The following is an 18,102-nucleotide window of genomic DNA, read 5'->3' as shown; positions in this document are numbered from 1 at the left end:
AAAAATGATTGATTTTGTTTATATGGAAGGAGAACAAATGAATACAAAAATTAACCAGTTATTAGGGTATGCTTTAAAGAATGGAATGATCGAGAAATACGATTATGATTATTCTGCAAATTTATTGATTGATCTATTTGGCATCCAAGAATTTAAAAGAGAAGAAGTAGAAGACTGTTCTATCTATGAGATTTTAGATTTCATGTTAGATTATGCGGTTGAAAAAGGTATGATTCATAATACTGTAACTGAAAAAGATTTATTAGATACTCGCATTATGAATTGTGTAATGCCTAGACCTAGTGAAGTCGTGCATACTTTTAAGAGTCTATATTCTTTGAATCCTAAAGATGCAACAGATTACTTCTATAAGTTGAGTATCGATTCAAACTATATCCGTAAATCAAGAATTGATAAGAATATCAGTTTTGCACATTTCTGTAAATATGGCGATATTCAAATTACGATCAACTTATCGAAACCTGAAAAGGATCCTAAGGAAATCGCTAAAGCTAAAAATGCCGTAAGCACTTCGTATCCTGCATGTTTATTATGTAAGGAAAATGTCGGCTTTGCCGGAAACTTAAATCATCCAGCTAGACAAACACATCGTATTATTCCATTAGATTTAAATGGACATACATACAATTTACAATATTCACCATATGTGTACTACAATGAGCACTGTATTGTATTCAATAGTGAACATACGCCAATGAAGATGGATCGTACGACATTTGAGCATTTATTCGCATTTATTGATAAATTCCCACACTATATGATTGGAAGCAATGCAGATCTTCCTATTGTTGGTGGATCTATTTTAAGTCATGATCACTATCAAGGTGGAAGACATCATTTCCCAATGGAAGACGCAAAGGTTGTGAAGAGCTATACATATAAGGATGTACAAGTGGATATGCTTTACTGGCCACTATCAACACTTCGATTAACATCTGAATCGAAAGAAAACGTATTGGATCTAGCTACTAAAATCTTTGAAACATGGTGTACATACAGTGATGAAAGTTTAGATATTATTGCCAATGAATCTGGCGTTCGTCATAATACGGTGACTCCAATTGTTAGAAAGAAAGATGGCAAATATCAAATGGATGTAGTTTTACGAAATAATCGTACTACAGAAGAATATCCATTAGGTATCTTCCATCCTCACGCAGAACATCACCATATTAAAAAAGAAAATATTGGTTTGATTGAAGTGATGGGATTGGCTATTTTGCCAGCACGATTAAAAACAGAGTTAGAACAAATTAAATTATGTTTATCTGGAAAAGCAGATTTTGATTCTTATCCAGAACTTGAAAAACACAAAGACTGGTATGAATACCTAAAAACATGCTCTTATACAAATGTGGATACATTCATGGAAATGGAAGTCACAAAGAAATTCGTATCTGTATTAGAGAATGCCGGCGTATATAAAATGGATGATGAAGGGATGGACGGCTTTAGCCGTTTTGTAAAGACATTATGGTAGAGGTAAAAGAAAGATTAGAGAATGGAATAGATGTATTATCGATTTCAAATTCACATTTAACTGTAGAAGTTACAAACTTTGGATGTACTCTTTTAAAGATTGTAACGAAAGATAAGAATGATCAAGACTGTGATTGTATTTTAGGATTTGAACATGTTGAAGATTATCAAAAACGAGATGGAACCTATTTAAATGCCTTAGTTGGACGAGTATGTAATCGTATTGAAAAAGGTACATTCACAATAAATGATACAGAATATCATGTGCCAATTAATAATGGTCCAAACTCACTACATGGAGGTATTGAGGGATTTTCTTATAAAGTATTTGATTATTCTTTAATTGAAGATGGCGTTAAATTCCACTATGTATCAAAAGATGGAGAAGAAGGCTATCCTGGAACATTAGATTTCTATGCGATCTATTGGCTAGATGAATCGAGTTTACACATTCAATATAGTGGTGTTAGCGACAAAGATACGTTAATCAATATCACAAACCATGGCTATTTCAATTTAAATGGACATGCATCGAATATTGATGATCATACGTTACGAATTTCAGCATCTAAATTTGGTTGTGTAGATCCAGATGGATTATATACAGGTGAATTAAAAGATGTTAAAGAGACTGCATTTGATTTTAATACAGAAAAAAGAATTGGAGATTTTATTCATTCAGAGGATGAACAATTAATCATCGCAAGAGGATATGATCATCCATATGTATTTGATACTAAAGAAAATCAAGTGTGTTTATACAGTCCATTAAGTGGTATTGAACTAAAAGTATCCACAACATATCCAACGGCACAAATCTATAGTGCCAACTACTTAGATGGACAGACAGATAAATATGGTAAGATTATGCATCCACAAGATGGATTGTGTATTGAAACAAGCTATATTGCCGATTCGATTCATAAAGAAGAGAATCCAAAAGTTTTATTAAAAGCAGGACAAGTATTTGAAGAAGAAACAACATATACATTCGAGGTAAGAAAATGAAAACAACAGAAATTAAAGAACAAGTAGTATCCGGTAAATATGATGCATTAATTGAAGATCTATATGCAGATCCAAGTTTATTGGACTATCAAAAACAACGTTATGCTGCTGCATTAGATAAATACCAAACTTTATTTGGAGATGATGAAGTGAGTATCTATAGTGCTGCTGGAAGAAGTGAAATTTCAGGAAATCATACAGACCACCAACATGGTTGTGTGCTTGCAGGATCTATCAATTTAGATGCGATTGGAATTGTATCTAAACAAGATCATGTAATTAAAGTGATTTCTGATGACTTTGACATCAAACCAATTGATTTAAATGATTTAGACAAAAAAGAAGATGAACTAGGAACAAGTGAAGCCTTGATTCGTGGTGTAGTTTCTAAATTAAAAGAATTAGGCTATAACGTAGGTGGATTCAAAGCTTTCATCACGAGTGATGTATTAATGGGGGCTGGACTATCAAGTTCTGCAGCATTCGAATCTATTATTGGTACAATTATTGATGGATTATATAATGATATGAAAATTGATATGGTTACGATTGCCAAAGTGGGTCAATATGCAGAAAATGTATATTTTGGAAAACCATGTGGATTGATGGACCAATGTGCATGCGCTGTAGGTGGATTGATTTCCATTGACTTTAAAGATACTTCAAATCCAATTGTAAATAGTGTGAATGTTGATTTCTCAAAATATGATCACAGTTTATGTATTGTAGATACAAAGGGAAGTCATGCCGATTTAACAGATGCCTATGGTGCAGTACCACAAGAAATGAAAGAAGTTGCTCACTATTTTGGTAAGGAAGTTCTTCGTGAAGTGGATGAAGATGAGTTCTATGCAAATATCGCAAACTTAAGAACGGCTTTAAATAATGATCGCGCAATCTTAAGAGCCATCCATTTCTTCAACGAAAATAGACGTGTAAATACAATCGTAGAACGATTAAACAATGATGATTTTGAAGGCTTCAAGACATTGATTCAAGAATCAGGAAACTCAAGCTACAAATTTCTTCAAAATGTATATGCAGACTTTGACTATAAGAACCAGGCTGTATCTTTAGGTTTAGCTATGTCTGAAATGATTTTAAAAGATCATGGCGTATGTCGTGTTCATGGTGGAGGTTTTGCCGGAACGATTCAAGCCTTTGTTGAAAATAGCTATGTAGAAACATATAAAGAAGAAATTGAAAAAGTATTTGGAAAGGGAAGCTGCCATATCTTAAAAGTAAGAAAATTAGGTGGCTGCAAGGTTATTGACTAATGAATATTTTAGTAACAGGTGGAACCGGATATATTGGTAGTCATATTTGTGTTGAATTATTAGAGAGTGGTTATGATGTTGTCGTAATTGATGATTTTTCAAATTCAAAACCAGATGTATTGGATTCAATTTATAAAATTACAGGAAAACATGTTAAGTTTTATGAATTTAATGTGTTAGATGAGGAAAAGACGGAAGCTGTATTTAAGGAAAATAAATTGGATGCGGTCATTCATTGTGCGGCTTTTAAAGCGGTTGGTGAAAGTGTTCAAAAGCCAATTGAATATTATACAAATAACTTGATGACTACTTTAGTGGTTGCCAAGATGATGAAAAAGTATCATGTTCCAAGTATTGTGTTTAGTTCAAGTGCGACTGTTTATGGAGATCCTGAAGTGGTTCCTTTAACAGAAGATTGTAAGCTAGGTGTTACTACCAATCCATATGGAGCTACAAAGGCGATGATGGAAAGAATCTTAACGGATGTACAATTCGCCAATCCAGAAATGAGTGTAACTTTACTTCGTTATTTCAATCCCATTGGAGCGCATGAGTCTGGATTGATTGGTGAAAATCCAAAGGGAATCCCCAATAACTTGATGCCATATATTATGAAGGTGGCTACTGGAGAACTTCCAGAACTTGGTGTATTTGGGGATGATTATGATACGCCGGATGGAACGGGTGTTCGTGACTATATTCATGTGGTTGACTTGGCTAAAGGACATGTATTAGCGATTGAAAAATACAATACACCAGGTGTGCATATTTGTAACTTGGGAACAGGAAAAGGATATAGTGTATTAGATATTGTACATGCCTTTGAAAGAGTAAATGGAATTAAGATTCCTTATGTCATCAAACCAAGACGTCCAGGAGATATTGCGACTTGCTACGCAGATCCGACTCGTGCTAAGGAACAGCTTGGCTGGGTAGCTGAAAAGAATTTGGATGATATGTGTAGAGATACATGGAATTTCGCAAAACAATTTATTAAATAAATGAAAATGGGCAGCCAATGATTTGGCTGCCTTATTCAATGAAACATTGATATTGGTTTAAGAAAGTTTCTACATTGATTCGAACTACTTTATATGTGACTTTCTTATCGATTGTTAGAATGATATAAGATCCATGCCAATCATCTCTAGGTAAAGTGATTGAGCCTGGATTTAGAATCAGACAATTGTTGTAGATTTGTTCTTTGACTAAATGCGTATGTCCATAAAGATAGATATCGGGATGATGTTGATCGATATCTTTTTTTATTTCGTCCAAACCTTCATCTCCATGTGAGAAATGGATGCGTTTGTCTAAAACAGTTAATCTTTGGAATTTAGGTAAATCTAATGTATCATTATTTCCTTTAACACATATAAAGTTATTTAAATCATTAATGCTTGTAGTTTGTGAATCTCCTAAATGAATAAATTTCACATTGTCTTTATAGAGTGAAGAATAGATGTGATAAAGAATTTTTAGGATATTTTGATTCCCGTGATTATCCGAAACGATTATGATTCGCATGTGTAGGCATCAAAATAGTCTTCATAAACTTGAAGATTATCTTCACTATGAGCTAGAGCTGCAAAATATGTAGAATCATTGATTACATCTAATTCTACATTTTCCATTGGTTGTTGCAGAGTATATTCACCATTTTTACCAACTGCCCAAATGTTTTCATTGTGATGATCTACATTGGAGAATTTATGTAACATCGTCGCAATAGCCATTTCTTCTGGATATAAACACATTTTAAATGTATTTGAACAGTAGGCTAGATTGTCTGCCAAAGCTTTAGCACTTTCGTGCGTTAGTATAAACCAAGGATAGCTGATATAGATTGTGTCCTCAATTTCACGCTTTTTAAAGGAATGAACAAGACTGGATGTCATTTTATTCATGGCACGAATGGTTTTTGATTTTTGGAAATCATAAGAGTTTGTAAAGAAGGCATAGTTTTCAAATCTTTTTTTTACTTCTTCATTTTCATCTGAGTTATCCACTTCATAATAGATATCTTCGTCTTCATGTGCTTCTAAATATTCTACAAGTTGTGCTTTTGATTTTGTAGGGATCATACCATCAGTCATTATGATGAAACGATCATATGTAAAAGATCCATCTTCTTTTTCAAATTCCAAAGCATCTTTCATCAATACAATAAAGCCTCTAGGTAGTGACATATCGGCTGGAAGGGCAGTTTGTTGGTGATGAGCCACATGTAAATTTGGTGTATCGCAATAGGAAAGAATCAAATCATCACGTAGATCATCATCGTTTACCATCAAGTAAACATCATCGCCTTGGTTGATCAATATATCTAGGTTTTCTGTTATTTCTTCAAAATTATTTTTCATATAGTGCATTAAATAAGCAATTTTCATGGAATTCACCTCATGAAATATTATAACATTTTAGCATCGTATGATAAAATACATTTATGGAAAAAGCAATATTGATTGGTGTACAAACATACACAAGCCATTCTTTTGAAGAAAGAATGGAGGAAATGAAAGAATTAGCTCTTGCCTGTGATATTGAAATTTGCATGAGTATATCACAGAATTTGGAGCATCCTCATAAAAAGTATTATATGAATCCTGGTAAGATTGAAGAGGTCAAACGCATTCTTGAAGATCAAGAATGTAGTATGGTTCTTGTATTAGAGGCTATTTCGCCTTCTGTACAAAGAAATTTATCAGATTTTTTTGATTGTGAAGTCATGGATAAAAGTGCTTTGATTTTAGAAATCTTTGCGTCTCGTGCTAAGACAAAAGAGAGTATGCTTCAAGTTGAGTGTGCACGATTGAAGTATTTATTGCCAAGACTTCAAGGCAGCTATAAACATATGGATAGACAGCGTGGTGGTTCTAGAAACAAGGGAACAGGAGAAAAGAAAATCGAACTGGATGCACGAAGAATTGAAGGTAAAATTCATTTTGTGGAAAAAGAATTAGATAAGATTCATACGCAAAGAAGCGTACAGCGCAATCAGCGTAAAAAAGGGTTGGTTAAAAGTGTAGCTCTAACGGGTTATACCAATGCAGGCAAATCGAGTATTATGAATGGGTTTGTGAATGAAGATAAGTCGGTATTTGAAAAGGATATGTTGTTTGCGACTTTGACAACTTCAACACGTCAAATTGAAACAGAGAACCATAATGTATTTACTTTAAGTGATACAGTTGGCTTTATTAGTGATTTACCACACAGTTTAGTACAAGCCTTTCATTCTACACTTGAAGAAGCTGTGGTTTCGGATTTGATCTTAAAAGTCGTGGATATTTCAGATGAACATAAGGATAGCAAACTTCAGGTTTGTGAAGAAACATTAAAAGAAATTGGATGTGAAAAAGTTCCATATTTGTATGTCTACAATAAGTGTGACAAGACAAATATTGAATATCCAAAACGTGTAGAGGATCGTATTTATATTTGTGCTAAGGAAAAGTCGAGTATTGCGTTTTTAAAGCAGGAAATTGAAAAGGAATTATTTCATATGGAAACTTTACATGTCGTGATTCCTTATGAGAAGGTCAGTGTACTTGATTATATTCATACCAATGGTAAGGTGCATAAACAGGAATATAAAGAGGATGGTATTGAGGTTGATTTTAGTATTCAACAAGATTTGATTCATCGTGTAGACAGGTTGTTACGAATATAAGAAAAGAGGAAGAATCCTATACTAGGTGTTCTTCCTCCATTGTTTTTTCTAGAGCTTTTGCCGCTAATAAACAAGTGTTCATACATTTGATGTTTGGATCCGTACTATGATGTACAGGCTTAATGTGTGCACAATCTAAGCTGCCCAATAGTTCCTTAAAATTGCGTGTATGTTTTTGAATTAATGGTCTTAATTCAGGTAACATTTCATGTGCTTTTGTCTTACATACTATTTTTGATAGGGCAGCAATCGATCCGACTAATGCGCCGCATGTACTTCCAATAAACATGCCACCACCAAATCCAGCCATCATTTTCATGTCTTCTTCTGAAATATCTAATTGATACGTTTCATTGCAGGCATGAAGTAGTGTTTCTGAACAGTTATATCCGCTTTGGTAATATTTTTTAACGTTTTCCTCAAGTAAAGTCATAAATAGCCTCCTACAGACTATTTTAACTTTTCTTCCATCCAAAATCCATTAGAATTTCATTTACGTCTTCTTCAAATGTCGCAAAATGTATTCCAAGACTTTCTAGTTTTTCACTATCTAAACGATAATCTCTGAATCGATCTTGGTAGCGTTCGTTGTTTGGTAAAATGATTTCTTCAATCAGTTCATCACTTGCACCTAAGGCTTTAGCCACATATTTTGCGGATTCATATGTGGTCATAGTGTTCTTGGATGCCACATGATAAATGCCTGGTTCAAGTTCTGTAATTTTATCAAATTGTGCTGCCAAATGCTTCGCATATGTCATACCACGTTTTTCATGCACAGTAAATAATGTTGGAGTATGGCTAATTAGTGCATTCATAACATTTTTAATGATGCTTGGACTTGCCTTGATGCCTGGATAGCTTAGTCCCATCATCCATGTAAAGCGTAAGATGATCGCATCATCCAATTGTTTTTGAATCAACTCTTCGCATTCGATTTTATTTTGTCCATATACAGTCACAGCACTTAATGGTTCGTCTTCTTTAAAAGGACCACAATTTTCTTTTCCATTGAAGGCTTGTTCAGTGGAACAGAAAATCAATTTGGCACCTTTTTCTTTACAACAATCAATGATTGCTTGTGTACTTTCTACATTGATTTTATGAACTAAATCTGGATGTTCATTGCAGAATGCAGTTGTCGCATTGGCAGCAGTGTGAAAACAAATGTCAAAATTTTGAGACGCTACAAATCTTTTTACGTCTTCAGGATTTGTAAGGTCTGCATCCTTTCTTGCCATGCAGATCCAGTTAAAGTTATCTTTTTGATACGCTCTTACTAAGCTTGCGATATAGCCATTGGCTCCGGTAACTAAAATGTTTTTCATAAATTAGTCCTTTCTAGGATTTGACACTAATAGGTGTGCTCCTTGTTTGATTGTGATTTTTTTGGATGCGAATGGTACAAATAGACTATCGTATTGTGGTAACACAATTTCTTCACTGTTCCATACGATCGTACAATCTGAATCAATATTGGATAGAATCATGTAATGTTCATCACATGTTAAGGTAATATCAGAATCAGCATAAACTTCATCTACAGTAAAATTAGGACAATCTCCAATTCGGTGTGTTTCCTGTTTTTGTGGAACAAAAGTAGGTTTTAAATTGAAGTTTGTGACATCAAAAGATTCTTTAACATGTAAAGGACGTGTTTTTCCATCTTTTCCTTTACGGTTGTAGTCATAGAAACGATAGGTTGTGTTCGAGTTTGTACCTACTTCTAAAGCTAAGATGTCTTTTCCTAAGGCATGAAGCATACCACTAGGAATGATGATGTAGTCTCCTTTATGAACTTTTACTTTGTTTAAATATTTATCAACATCATTGTTCATTAAGGCGTTTTTGATTTCATCTGCATCATTAATTGTTGTTCCGGCAACTAGAGTAGCGCCTGGTTTGGCATCTAGAATATACCAGCTTTCATATTTTCCGTAATCATTGGAGTGTTCTAGGGCATAGTCATCTTCGGGATGAACTTGAATGCTTAATGCATCTTTTGTATCTAGATAAGCTAATCGCAATGTTTCATGAAGTGTATAGCCTTTACCTAATACTTCATCTTGGTTTTCTTGAATCATTTCCATTAATGTTTTATCCGTTCCAACAATTTTGTTTGAACAATAGGGGTGGGCACTGACTTCCCACCAAGTCCCATAGTCTTCATCGATGCCTCTGGCTTTAGAGATATGGTTGGTTCCCCAAATTGTATAGTCATGAATGGGTTCTAAAAGAAATGGTTTCATGTTATTTTACCTCAGCTTCAAATTCTTCTAAGATTTTTAGTGATGAGCTTGTTCCAATTCTTTGTGCACCTGCATCAATCATGGCTTTACAAGTAGCCCAGTCACGAATACCTCCTGCAGCTTTGACTTTGACTTGTCCTTCAACGGTTTCAACCATTAATTTAACGTCTTCTAAAGTGGCTCCACCAGTTCCAAAGCCTGTGCTTGTTTTAATGAAGTCTGGTTTTACTTCTTTGGCAATTAAAGCAACTTGTTTGATTTCTTCTTTTTCTAAATAACAATTTTCAAAGATAACTTTTGAAATGACGTTATGTTCTCTACAAATAGAAACAATACTTTCCATTTCTTTTTTAATGTAGTCCCAGTGGTGCATTTTTGCTTGTCCAATATCAATGACATAATCGATTTCGTCAGCTCCATCTTCGATCGCAATCTTTGTTTCGGCAATCTTAGATGCTAGACCGGCTTGTCCTAAAGGAAAGCTAATGGCAGCTCCTACATGTACGTTTGTTCCTTTTAATTGTTCTTTACAGAATTTAGTCCAAGTTGTATTGATCGCAACCATAGCGGCTCCGATTTCTTTGGCTTCGTTACATAATTTAGTAAGATCTGCTTCAGTTGCATAAGGTTTTAAAAATGTGTGGTCAAAATAATTTGCGAGTTGTGTTTTGTTCATAATTGTTTACCTCTCTTTTACGGTTTCATTCTAGAACGTAAAAAAAGAGAAGTCAAGCAAATGTTATAACATTTAAAAAGAAATTGTTATATCATTTAAAATGTACTGCATTATGATATACTTATCTTAGAAATGGAGAATGACATGACAGTATTAGATACAAGTATTCCTTATGAAAAAGTGTTGATGGTAATGGCTAGAAAGACCATTCGTAAAGAGATTGAATTAAATCAAGAATTTCATTATGTTGAGTTTGATGAATCATTAAAAGAAGCTTGGTGCAAGCTACAAACTGAAGTTTGTTTATTTGAAAATCTAGAAGAGGCAAGGAAGAAATGGGATAGTATGCTTACTAGAGATAGGGATTTCTTTTCTAAACATTTCTTGTTTGTCGCAAATGAGAGTAATGAACTAGTTGGTAGTGCAGGTCTTTGGTATGGTAATGATTTTGAAGAAAGTAGACTTCGCGTACATTATGTGGCGGTAAGTTTATCGGCTCAACATAAAAAGATTGCGCAGGCCATGCTTACAAAACTTTGTATGATGTACGATACAATTCCAGGTAAGTATCCATTGTATTTGGCAACCCAATCGCAAAGTTATGGAGCTATCAAGTTATATTCAAGACTTGGTTTTACACCGTATTTAGGGGCTTATAAGGGTTGTACAGAACAAAAGAGTAAGAATGCGTGGCAAAATGTCACAGAAATTTTGAGGAGTAAATCATGAAAAGATTAATTAGTGCAAATGCATCCGAAATTTTAAGGATGAATGCGCAAGAATTGAAACAGAGTATTAAGGCAAGTGAGGGGCGTGTCATCTTGTCTGAAAATGTTGCGCCAAGAGAAAGTTTTATTGGAGATATCACTAATGCAGAGATTGCCAGAGCTTTTGGGGCGGATATGATTTTGTTGAATTGTTTAGATGTTTTAAATCCATACATCTTTGGCTTGAAACATGATAAAGATAACTTTGTAGATGAACTACATCGTCTAGTAGGACGCCCAATTGGGGTGAACTTAGAACCGGTTGATTTAGAAGCTGAAATGTTAGAGGATCGACTTGATATTGCGAAGGGTCGTCAATTAAATTTGGAAACCGTTAAAAGATTAGATGAAGTTGGTTTTGATTTTGTATGTCTTACTGGAAATCCAGGTACGGGCGTGACAAATGAACAAATTGAAAAGGCAATCTCATTCACAAAAGAAAATTTCTCCGGATTGATCATTGCAGGAAAAATGCATGGTGCTGGATCGGATGAGCCAGTGGCAGATCTTGAAATCGCAAAACGCTTTGTGAAGGCAGGGGCAGATGTTATCTTAGTACCTGCTGTTGGAACCGTTCCAGGATTTGATATGGATGATTTAAAGGCAGTATGTAAAGAAGTGCATTCTTGTGGTGGTTTAGTTCTTTCTGCGATTGGAACGAGTCAAGAAGGATCGGATACAGATACAATTAAGGATATCGCAATCATGAATAAGATTTGTGGTGTTGATATTCAGCATATTGGAGATGCAGGATATGGTGGAGTGGCACCTGTTGAAAATATTATGGCAATTAGTAAAGCTGTAAGAGGAGTACGTCATACCGTATCTATGATGGCTCGTTCAATTAATCGTTAATATGGAACAAAAAGTAATTCTGTTAGCTTGTGCTGCAGGCATGAGTACAAGTCTTTTAGTAACGAAAATGCAGGAAGTATCAAAAAAAGATAAGATTTTTGCGATTCCTGTATCGAAAGTAGATCAAAAAGTAAATGAAGAGTCTATTGATGTCATTTTAATTGGTCCTCAGATCCGCTACATGGAAAAAAGAATCAAAGAAAAAATGGCAGTAAAACACATTCCTGTTGGTGTCATACCAATGGAAGATTATGGTCGTATGGATGGTGCTAAAGTATTAGAGTATGCATATTCATTGATGAACAAGGGCTGAGGAATCAGTCCTTTTGTATAATTTAATGGTATACTATGCGTATTAGATAAATTAAGTTTGTAGGAGATCAATCATTATGATTAGAGAATTACAAAAAGCAGATATAAATAAAGTTTCAGATATATGGTTAGATACGAATGTGACAGCACATTCTTTTATTTCTTCGCAATATTGGCAAAATAATTTTGAATTAGTGAAGGAATTGCTGCTGCAGGCAACTGTCTATGTCTATGAGCAAAATCAAGAAATACAGGGGTTCATAGGGCTAAATGATGAATATATTGAGGGCATTTTTGTTTCTAATGAAATGCAATCGCATGGTATAGGAAAAGCTCTTCTAAATTATGCAAAAAATAAACGAAATAAATTATTTTTGAATGTATATCAAAAGAATGTACGGGCAATAGCCTTTTATCAAAGAGAAGGATTTGAGATTCAGCATAGCGGCTTCGAAGAAGCTACCAAAGAAAAAGAATATGTAATGAAATGGCAACAGAAATAGAATTAGGGATTTATGGAGAAAATTGTTATGTGCAAAAATATTCAGATTAAAGAGGAGAGAATTTCTAAAATTGAATATATTGAATTTTTAAAGCGTACGGATCTAGGATCACAGTATCCGAAGGAACGATTCGAAGAAAGAATAGCAAAGCTGGTTGATCATGTATCAATCAGTCTTGTTGCAAGAAACAAGGATAATCAAATTGTCGGCGTCTTATTTGGATTGACCGACTATGCCTATTGGCTTTATATAACCGATTTAGGTGTGGACAGAGACTATTTACATCAAGGAATTGGTACGGAACTGATAAAAACAGCACATTCTTTAGCAGGTGGTAAAAATGATATTGCGGTATATTTGGTTGCGAATGAAAATGCCATTGCATTTTATGAACAATTAGGAATGAAAAAAGCGAATGATGTGATGGAGTATGACCACATTGAATGGACACCTTTCACTGTAAAGTAATCAACGTAATGCAATAGATAAATCGGAATTTGTAGAGGATCAAACATGATAAAGAATACTATGATTTTTATTTTTTTAAACATGATATACCTACTTATTTGGTATGCAACAAACAAAATAAGAAGCACTAAAGTTGGTAAAGAACTAGACAATGGGTTTGAATTTTACAATGGTTTAAACACTAGTGATAAAGAAAAATATTGGAAAGAAGATACTAAAATTTTAAATCTTTTCTTTGTACTTTTCATAATATCTATGGATATTTCCGTTATTCTTCTTTTTAATGAAAATAATCTTTGGATATTTTTATTAGTTGCAGGATTAATTATTTCATCAGTTGTTGCAATAATATTGAGTATTAATCTTAAGAAGAAATACAAATAAGTGAATAAATTATAGTTTATGATCGTATAGATTAAGACAAAGCGTTTTTATAAATGAAAGGCTGAGAGATCAGTCTTTTTGTATAGTTTTCATATTTAATGGTATACTTTAAAAAATAGATAAAACCAAATTTAAGGAGTAATTATGGCTTTTGATTTTAAGAAAGAATATAAAGAATTTTATATGCCTAAAAATAAACCTGTGATTGTAAATGTTCCTGAAGCAAATTACATTGCGGTCAGAGGTGAGGGCAATCCAAATGAAGAAGGTGGATCATATCAGCAGGCAATTGGCGTATTGTATGCGATTGCTTATACTTTGAGAATGAGTTATAAGACGAATTATAAAATTGAAGGATTCTTTGAATATGTAGTTCCACCATTAGAAGGATTCTGGTGGCAGGATGATATAGATGGTGTGAATTATGCAGATAAAGATTCATTTCATTGGATTTCAGTCATTCGATTGCCTGATTTTGTGAATGAAAAAGATTTTGAATGGGCTATTGAAACAGCAACTAAAAAGAAAAAAATAGATTGTTCATCGGCAGAGTTTTTGACGATTGATGAAGGTTTATGTGTTCAAATCATGCACTTAGGATCTTTTGATGATGAACCAGCTACAGTTGCACTTATGGATGAATATTTAAAACAAAATGGATATGCGAATGATATGAATAGTCAAAGACTGCATCATGAAATATATTTGTCGGATGCAAGAAAGGTTGCACCGGAAAAATGGAAAACAGTCATTCGACATCCTATAAGAAAGATTTAGATAAATTGGAATTTGGAGGGAATAAATTCATGGCATTAAAATTAATGAAAGGCAGTTTGCAATACAAAAATCAAATTATAGAAATGATTAAAGAATGGAAATCGTATAACGATACCCATAACGCAAATACTTCGCCATGGGCTATATTTAAAAATGATTATGATGATTTTGAATATTATCTAAATAATTTAGAAATATCAACTGCGGATGATGGGTTTGTTCCTGATTCTACTTTCTTTTGCTTAGATGAAGACCGGGATACCATGGTTGGTGCTGTTAATATCAGACATTACTTAAACGAATATTTATTGAAATATGGTGGTCATATTGGAGATGGTATAAGACCAAGCGAAAGAAGAAAAGGTTACGCAACCAAAATGATCAGCTTGGCTTTAGAAGAATGCAAGAAACTTGGTATGGATAAAGTTTTATTGGTTTGTGATAAAGACAACATTGGTTCTGTCAAATCAATTATCAATAATGGCGGCGTATTAGAAAACGAAGTTTTAAAAGAGGGTAAGCTAATACAAAGATATTGGATCATGTTGTAAATGTAAATTCCTGTTTGCATACTTATGGCTGATATATTTTAAAGGCCGAATTCGCAAAGTTCGTTGTAAAAAGTGTGTATATACAACAAAAGTTCGTTGTAAAAAGTGTGGTTTGATAGCGAAAGTTCGCTGCATTTTTTGTGATTCAGCGGTATGCTATTTTCAAATATTGTGAGATTTATCTTTGATAACTTCCAGTTTGTAACTGCTGATTATTTTGAAAGGAAAAGGATGTATGGATTGTAATGTTGCAGAAAATATAAATACACTCGCAAAATTCTTGGGAACAAGAGATATTGATGCGTTGAATCAAGAAGAATTGTTTAATCGATATGGAATTCATCAGGTGGATGTGATGGTTTTATTTGGTGGTAGTATTCTTGAAGGTGGCGATGTTTTAGCTAGTGGAATTAAAAACTTCATTGCGAAAAAATATATTATTGTTGGTGGAGCAGGACATACAACAGATACACTACGTCAGGTTGTTCATTTAGAATATCCAGATATTGAGACAACGGATTTATCAGAGGCAGAAATATTTCAAAAGTATATTAAACATGTATATGGATGCAAGGCGGACTATCTAGAAACCAAGTCTACAAATTGTGGCAATAATATTACGTATCTTTTGGATTTATTGAAAGAAAACAATATTTCGTTTAATAGTATCATTCTAAGTCAGGATGCTTCTATGCAAAGGCGCATGGCTGCAGGATTAAAAAAATATGCCAAGGAGGATGTGACAATCATTAATTATGCTACTTATTGTGCTAAAGTATTGAATCAGAATGATGAATTAGTTTATGAAGAAAATATACATGGTATGTGGACGATTAATAGATATGTCAATCTATTAATGGGAGAAATTCCTAGACTTTCAGATGATGCGAATGGCTATGGTCCGAATGGAAAGAATTATATTGCACATGTGGATATTCCCGAACACGTGAAAATAGCTTTTGAAGAATTGAAGATGGTTTTTGGAAGTGAAATAAGAGCAGCCAATCCATTGTATGCTACAAATATGAATAAAAATAGTTAACAGTATTATTTGAAAAGTGGGTAAAGAAGCTAAGAATTCGTTTAGTTGAATTCTTTTTTTGCGTTTAGCACACAGGTGTTGACACTGCTAAAAAGGTGTTGTATAGTATTAGCAGGCAAAATATTAGAGTGCTAATGAAGGAGTGGTATTATGGCTAAGAAAAAACAGTTTAAAGCGGAGTCAAAACGTTTATTGGATTTGATGATCAATTCCATTTATACACACAAGGAAATCTTCTTACGTGAACTTGTATCGAATGCGAGTGATGCGATTGATAAATATTATTATGAAAGTCAAGGTCATGCGGATGCAAGTCAATTTGAGATTCGTATTGAACCAAATAAGGAAGCTCGTACTTTAACAATTTCGGACACTGGTATTGGTATGTCAAAGGAAGAATTAGAGGAAAACTTGGGTACAATTGCGAAGAGTGGTTCTTTGGCTTTTAAAGAGGAAATGAAGAAAAAAGAAGAAAACAACGATGAAGATGTAGATATCATTGGTCAATTTGGTGTTGGATTCTATTCTGCATTTATGGTTGCAAAAGATGTTCGTGTTATTACGAAAAAAGCAGGTAGTGATGAAGCTTATGAATGGGTAAGTGCTGGTGAAGATGGTTATGAAATCACACCTTGTACAAAGGAAACAAATGGTACAACAATCATTTTAACTTTAAAAGAAGATACAGATGAAGAAAAATATTCTAAATATTTAGAGACATACGAGCTAAAAGAATTGATTAAGAAATATTCAGACTATATTCGTTATCCAATCAAGATGAATGTAGAAACTCAGAAGATGAAAGAGGGTACTGAGGAAAGTGAAAAGCCTGAATATGAAACAGTGGTTGAAGATCAGACTTTAAACTCAATGGTTCCTTTATGGAAACGTCAAAAATCGAAGATTACAGATGAAGAATACAATCAATTCTACAAGGATCATTTCTATGATTATCAAGATCCTCAAAAAGTGATTCATTTTAGTGTTGAGGGAAATACTAGCTTTACAGCCTTACTTTATATTCCATCACACTTACCTCAAGGATTCTATTCACAAGACTATAAGAAAGGTCTTCAACTCTATTGTAGAGGCGTATTCATTATGGATCATGCCGAAGAATTGTTGCCAGATTCATTGCGTTTTGTGAAAGGTCTAGTGGATTCTCAAGATTTATCTTTAAATATTTCTCGTGAAATGCTTCAACATGATCATCAATTAAAATTGATTGCGGGTCGTATTGAAAAGAAAGTATTGAATGAACTTGGAAATATGCTTGCCAAAGATCGTGAAGCATATGAAAAATTCTTTGAAGAATTTGGTGTAAACTTGAAGTTTGGTGTCTACAACAACTATGGTATGGATAAAGAAAAATTCCAAGATTTATTGTTGTTCTACTCTTCAAGAGAAAAGAAATATGTTACTTTAAGTGAATATGTTTCTCGTATGAAAGAGGATCAAAAAGATATTTACTTTGTATCTGGTAAAGATGTTGAATTGATTGACAAGATGCCAGTTGTTCAAACATTGAAGAATAAAGAATTTGAAGTTCTTTATTTAACCGATGAAGTGGATGAATTTGTGATGCAGACATTGATGAACTACAAAGAAAAGACGTTCAGAAATGCGGCTCAAGGAGATTTAGATTTAGATACTGAGGAAGAAAAGGAAGCTTTAAATAAATCAAAAGAAGAAAATAAAGATTTATTGACATTCATGAAAGAAGCTTTAGGCGATGAGGTTGCTGAAGTTAAATTGTCAAATAAATTGACAGAGGATCCAGTATGCTTAACGGCTGGCGAAGGTATTTCTTTTGAGATGGAAAAGGTTTTCGCAAATATGCCTAACCAAAGTCCAATGCCAATGAAGGCTACGCGTATTTTGGAAATCAATCCAAATCATCCAATCTTTGAAACATTGAAGACTTTATACGCTTCTGATAAAGATAAAGTTAAAGAAGTTACTGAAGTGTTATATGATCAGGCTTGTTTAATTGAAGGCTTCGCAATCAAAGATCCAATCGCATATTCAAAGAAGATCTGTGAATTGTTAGTGAAATAATT

Annotated in this window: 21 protein-coding genes; 15 read left to right on the top strand and 6 right to left on the bottom strand. The window is 33.7% G+C overall.

All coding sequences use genetic code 11. From position 1 onward, the window contains the following. Positions 1-37 precede the first annotated feature (37 nt). The 4 genes from NE544_RS02870 to galE are packed head-to-tail and all read left to right on the top strand — an operon-like array spanning position 38 to position 4,786. Positions 38-1,501 (top strand): UDP-glucose--hexose-1-phosphate uridylyltransferase, encoded by a 1,464-nt coding sequence (locus NE544_RS02870; RefSeq protein WP_256268258.1) that lies wholly within the window; start codon positions 38-40, stop codon positions 1,499-1,501. Beyond that, positions 1,495-2,508: an aldose epimerase family protein gene (locus NE544_RS02865; RefSeq protein ID WP_256268257.1), complete on the top strand. Its 1,014-nt coding sequence runs from the start codon at positions 1,495-1,497 to the stop codon at positions 2,506-2,508. Before NE544_RS02870 ends, NE544_RS02865 begins: the two co-directional genes overlap by 7 nt. Further along, the gene (locus NE544_RS02860; RefSeq protein ID WP_256268256.1) at positions 2,505-3,785 is read left to right on the top strand and encodes a galactokinase family protein; all 1,281 of its coding nucleotides are present in this window, start codon (positions 2,505-2,507) and stop codon (positions 3,783-3,785) included. The genes NE544_RS02865 and NE544_RS02860 overlap by 4 nt, the downstream gene beginning before the upstream one ends. Further along, positions 3,785-4,786 carry a UDP-glucose 4-epimerase GalE gene (gene galE, locus NE544_RS02855; RefSeq protein ID WP_256268255.1) on the top strand — a complete coding sequence of 334 codons (1,002 nt, stop codon included), beginning with the start codon at positions 3,785-3,787 and terminating at the stop codon, positions 4,784-4,786. The genes NE544_RS02860 and galE overlap by 1 nt, the downstream gene beginning before the upstream one ends. Positions 4,787-4,817: 31 nt before the next feature. Here galE and NE544_RS02850 read toward each other — a convergent pair whose 3' ends face one another. Together NE544_RS02850 and NE544_RS02845 are read right to left on the bottom strand one after the other, a co-directional pair. After that, positions 4,818-5,312, bottom strand: coding sequence for a metallophosphoesterase family protein (locus NE544_RS02850; RefSeq protein WP_227993948.1), 495 nt, complete (start codon positions 5,310-5,312; stop codon positions 4,818-4,820). Further along, the gene (locus NE544_RS02845; protein WP_118116139.1) at positions 5,300-6,175 is read right to left on the bottom strand and encodes a beta-1,6-N-acetylglucosaminyltransferase; all 876 of its coding nucleotides are present in this window, start codon (positions 6,173-6,175) and stop codon (positions 5,300-5,302) included. The genes NE544_RS02850 and NE544_RS02845 overlap by 13 nt, the downstream gene beginning before the upstream one ends. Before the next feature lie 56 nt (positions 6,176-6,231). Here NE544_RS02845 and hflX point away from each other — a divergent pair, with 56 nt between their 5' ends. Next, a complete protein-coding gene (gene hflX, locus NE544_RS02840; protein WP_256268254.1) occupies positions 6,232-7,458 on the top strand; it encodes a GTPase HflX in 1,227 nt (408 codons plus the stop codon). Between the two features lie 16 nt (positions 7,459-7,474). Here the strand turns inward: hflX and NE544_RS02835 are convergent, their stop codons facing one another. The 4 genes from NE544_RS02835 to deoC are packed head-to-tail and all read right to left on the bottom strand — an operon-like array spanning position 7,475 to position 10,383. Then, positions 7,475-7,891: a C-GCAxxG-C-C family (seleno)protein gene (locus NE544_RS02835; protein WP_256268253.1), complete on the bottom strand. Its 417-nt coding sequence runs from the start codon at positions 7,889-7,891 to the stop codon at positions 7,475-7,477. A 22-nt stretch (positions 7,892-7,913) separates the two neighbouring features. Further along, positions 7,914-8,786, bottom strand: a complete 873-nt coding sequence (locus NE544_RS02830; RefSeq protein WP_256268252.1) for a sugar nucleotide-binding protein — start codon at positions 8,784-8,786, stop codon at positions 7,914-7,916. A 3-nt stretch (positions 8,787-8,789) separates the two neighbouring features. Then, positions 8,790-9,707: a type I phosphomannose isomerase catalytic subunit gene (locus NE544_RS02825; protein ID WP_256268251.1), complete on the bottom strand. Its 918-nt coding sequence runs from the start codon at positions 9,705-9,707 to the stop codon at positions 8,790-8,792. Position 9,708: 1 nt separating this feature from the next. Then, on the bottom strand, positions 9,709-10,383 hold the full coding sequence (gene deoC / locus NE544_RS02820; protein ID WP_256268250.1) for a deoxyribose-phosphate aldolase: 675 nt from the start codon (positions 10,381-10,383) through the stop codon (positions 9,709-9,711). Between the two features lie 144 nt (positions 10,384-10,527). On the opposite strand from deoC, the gene NE544_RS02815 reads away from it, so the two are divergent. From NE544_RS02815 to htpG, 10 genes are all read left to right on the top strand, one after another. Then, the gene (locus tag NE544_RS02815) at positions 10,528-11,112 is read left to right on the top strand and encodes a GNAT family N-acetyltransferase (RefSeq protein ID WP_118116127.1); all 585 of its coding nucleotides are present in this window, start codon (positions 10,528-10,530) and stop codon (positions 11,110-11,112) included. Then, positions 11,109-12,005, top strand: a complete 897-nt coding sequence (locus NE544_RS02810; protein ID WP_118116125.1) for a haloacid dehalogenase-like hydrolase — start codon at positions 11,109-11,111, stop codon at positions 12,003-12,005. The genes NE544_RS02815 and NE544_RS02810 overlap by 4 nt, the downstream gene beginning before the upstream one ends. A gap of 1 nt (position 12,006) precedes the next feature. Next, the gene (locus NE544_RS02805; RefSeq protein WP_117571212.1) at positions 12,007-12,318 is read left to right on the top strand and encodes a PTS sugar transporter subunit IIB; all 312 of its coding nucleotides are present in this window, start codon (positions 12,007-12,009) and stop codon (positions 12,316-12,318) included. A gap of 76 nt (positions 12,319-12,394) precedes the next feature. Continuing rightward, entirely contained in the window at positions 12,395-12,820 is a 426-nt protein-coding gene (locus NE544_RS02800; RefSeq protein WP_256268249.1) for an N-acetyltransferase, read from the top strand. Between the two features lie 27 nt (positions 12,821-12,847). Beyond that, the gene (locus tag NE544_RS02795; RefSeq protein ID WP_256268248.1) at positions 12,848-13,288 is read left to right on the top strand and encodes a GNAT family N-acetyltransferase; all 441 of its coding nucleotides are present in this window, start codon (positions 12,848-12,850) and stop codon (positions 13,286-13,288) included. A 45-nt stretch (positions 13,289-13,333) separates the two neighbouring features. Next, entirely contained in the window at positions 13,334-13,672 is a 339-nt protein-coding gene (locus NE544_RS02790) for a hypothetical protein (RefSeq protein WP_256268246.1), read from the top strand. 144 nt (positions 13,673-13,816) lie between these two features. Then, positions 13,817-14,449: a GyrI-like domain-containing protein gene (locus NE544_RS02785; RefSeq protein ID WP_256268245.1), complete on the top strand. Its 633-nt coding sequence runs from the start codon at positions 13,817-13,819 to the stop codon at positions 14,447-14,449. Between the two features lie 29 nt (positions 14,450-14,478). Then, on the top strand, positions 14,479-15,000 hold the full coding sequence (locus NE544_RS02780; protein WP_227993976.1) for a GNAT family N-acetyltransferase: 522 nt from the start codon (positions 14,479-14,481) through the stop codon (positions 14,998-15,000). 235 nt (positions 15,001-15,235) lie between these two features. Further along, complete coding sequence (locus tag NE544_RS02775; protein ID WP_256268244.1) at positions 15,236-16,042, top strand: ElyC/SanA/YdcF family protein; 807 nt, start codon at positions 15,236-15,238, stop codon at positions 16,040-16,042. Positions 16,043-16,192: 150 nt separating this feature from the next. Then, entirely contained in the window at positions 16,193-18,100 is a 1,908-nt protein-coding gene (htpG, locus tag NE544_RS02770; RefSeq protein WP_256268243.1) for a molecular chaperone HtpG, read from the top strand. Positions 18,101-18,102: the final 2 nt, after the last annotated feature.

The sequence above is a fragment of the Holdemanella sp. MSK.7.32 genome (assembly GCF_024460475.1).
Taxonomy (GTDB): domain Bacteria; phylum Bacillota_I; class Bacilli_A; order Erysipelotrichales; family Erysipelotrichaceae; genus Holdemanella.
The sequence above is the reverse complement of the archived record's forward strand: the minus strand, read 5'-3'. Positions and strand labels throughout refer to the sequence as shown.

Excerpts from the sequence above, each read along its gene's own strand:
- NE544_RS02870 (WP_256268258.1), top strand. The coding sequence starts at position 38 with ATGAATACAAAAATTAACCAGTTATTAGGGTATGCTTTAAAGAATGGA.
- NE544_RS02865 (WP_256268257.1), top strand. The coding sequence starts at position 1,495 with ATGGTAGAGGTAAAAGAAAGATTAGAGAATGGAATAGATGTATTATCG.
- NE544_RS02860 (WP_256268256.1), top strand. The coding sequence starts at position 2,505 with ATGAAAACAACAGAAATTAAAGAACAAGTAGTATCCGGTAAATATGAT.
- galE (WP_256268255.1), top strand. The coding sequence starts at position 3,785 with ATGAATATTTTAGTAACAGGTGGAACCGGATATATTGGTAGTCATATT.
- NE544_RS02850 (WP_227993948.1), bottom strand. The coding sequence starts at position 5,312 with ATGCGAATCATAATCGTTTCGGATAATCACGGGAATCAAAATATCCTA.
- NE544_RS02845 (WP_118116139.1), bottom strand. The coding sequence starts at position 6,175 with ATGAAAATTGCTTATTTAATGCACTATATGAAAAATAATTTTGAAGAA.
- hflX (WP_256268254.1), top strand. The coding sequence starts at position 6,232 with ATGGAAAAAGCAATATTGATTGGTGTACAAACATACACAAGCCATTCT.
- NE544_RS02835 (WP_256268253.1), bottom strand. The coding sequence starts at position 7,891 with ATGACTTTACTTGAGGAAAACGTTAAAAAATATTACCAAAGCGGATAT.
- NE544_RS02830 (WP_256268252.1), bottom strand. The coding sequence starts at position 8,786 with ATGAAAAACATTTTAGTTACCGGAGCCAATGGCTATATCGCAAGCTTA.
- NE544_RS02825 (WP_256268251.1), bottom strand. The coding sequence starts at position 9,707 with ATGAAACCATTTCTTTTAGAACCCATTCATGACTATACAATTTGGGGA.
- deoC (WP_256268250.1), bottom strand. The coding sequence starts at position 10,383 with ATGAACAAAACACAACTCGCAAATTATTTTGACCACACATTTTTAAAA.
- NE544_RS02815 (WP_118116127.1), top strand. The coding sequence starts at position 10,528 with ATGACAGTATTAGATACAAGTATTCCTTATGAAAAAGTGTTGATGGTA.
- NE544_RS02810 (WP_118116125.1), top strand. The coding sequence starts at position 11,109 with ATGAAAAGATTAATTAGTGCAAATGCATCCGAAATTTTAAGGATGAAT.
- NE544_RS02805 (WP_117571212.1), top strand. The coding sequence starts at position 12,007 with ATGGAACAAAAAGTAATTCTGTTAGCTTGTGCTGCAGGCATGAGTACA.
- NE544_RS02800 (WP_256268249.1), top strand. The coding sequence starts at position 12,395 with ATGATTAGAGAATTACAAAAAGCAGATATAAATAAAGTTTCAGATATA.
- NE544_RS02795 (WP_256268248.1), top strand. The coding sequence starts at position 12,848 with ATGTGCAAAAATATTCAGATTAAAGAGGAGAGAATTTCTAAAATTGAA.
- NE544_RS02790 (WP_256268246.1), top strand. The coding sequence starts at position 13,334 with ATGATAAAGAATACTATGATTTTTATTTTTTTAAACATGATATACCTA.
- NE544_RS02785 (WP_256268245.1), top strand. The coding sequence starts at position 13,817 with ATGGCTTTTGATTTTAAGAAAGAATATAAAGAATTTTATATGCCTAAA.
- NE544_RS02780 (WP_227993976.1), top strand. The coding sequence starts at position 14,479 with ATGGCATTAAAATTAATGAAAGGCAGTTTGCAATACAAAAATCAAATT.
- NE544_RS02775 (WP_256268244.1), top strand. The coding sequence starts at position 15,236 with ATGGATTGTAATGTTGCAGAAAATATAAATACACTCGCAAAATTCTTG.
- htpG (WP_256268243.1), top strand. The coding sequence starts at position 16,193 with ATGGCTAAGAAAAAACAGTTTAAAGCGGAGTCAAAACGTTTATTGGAT.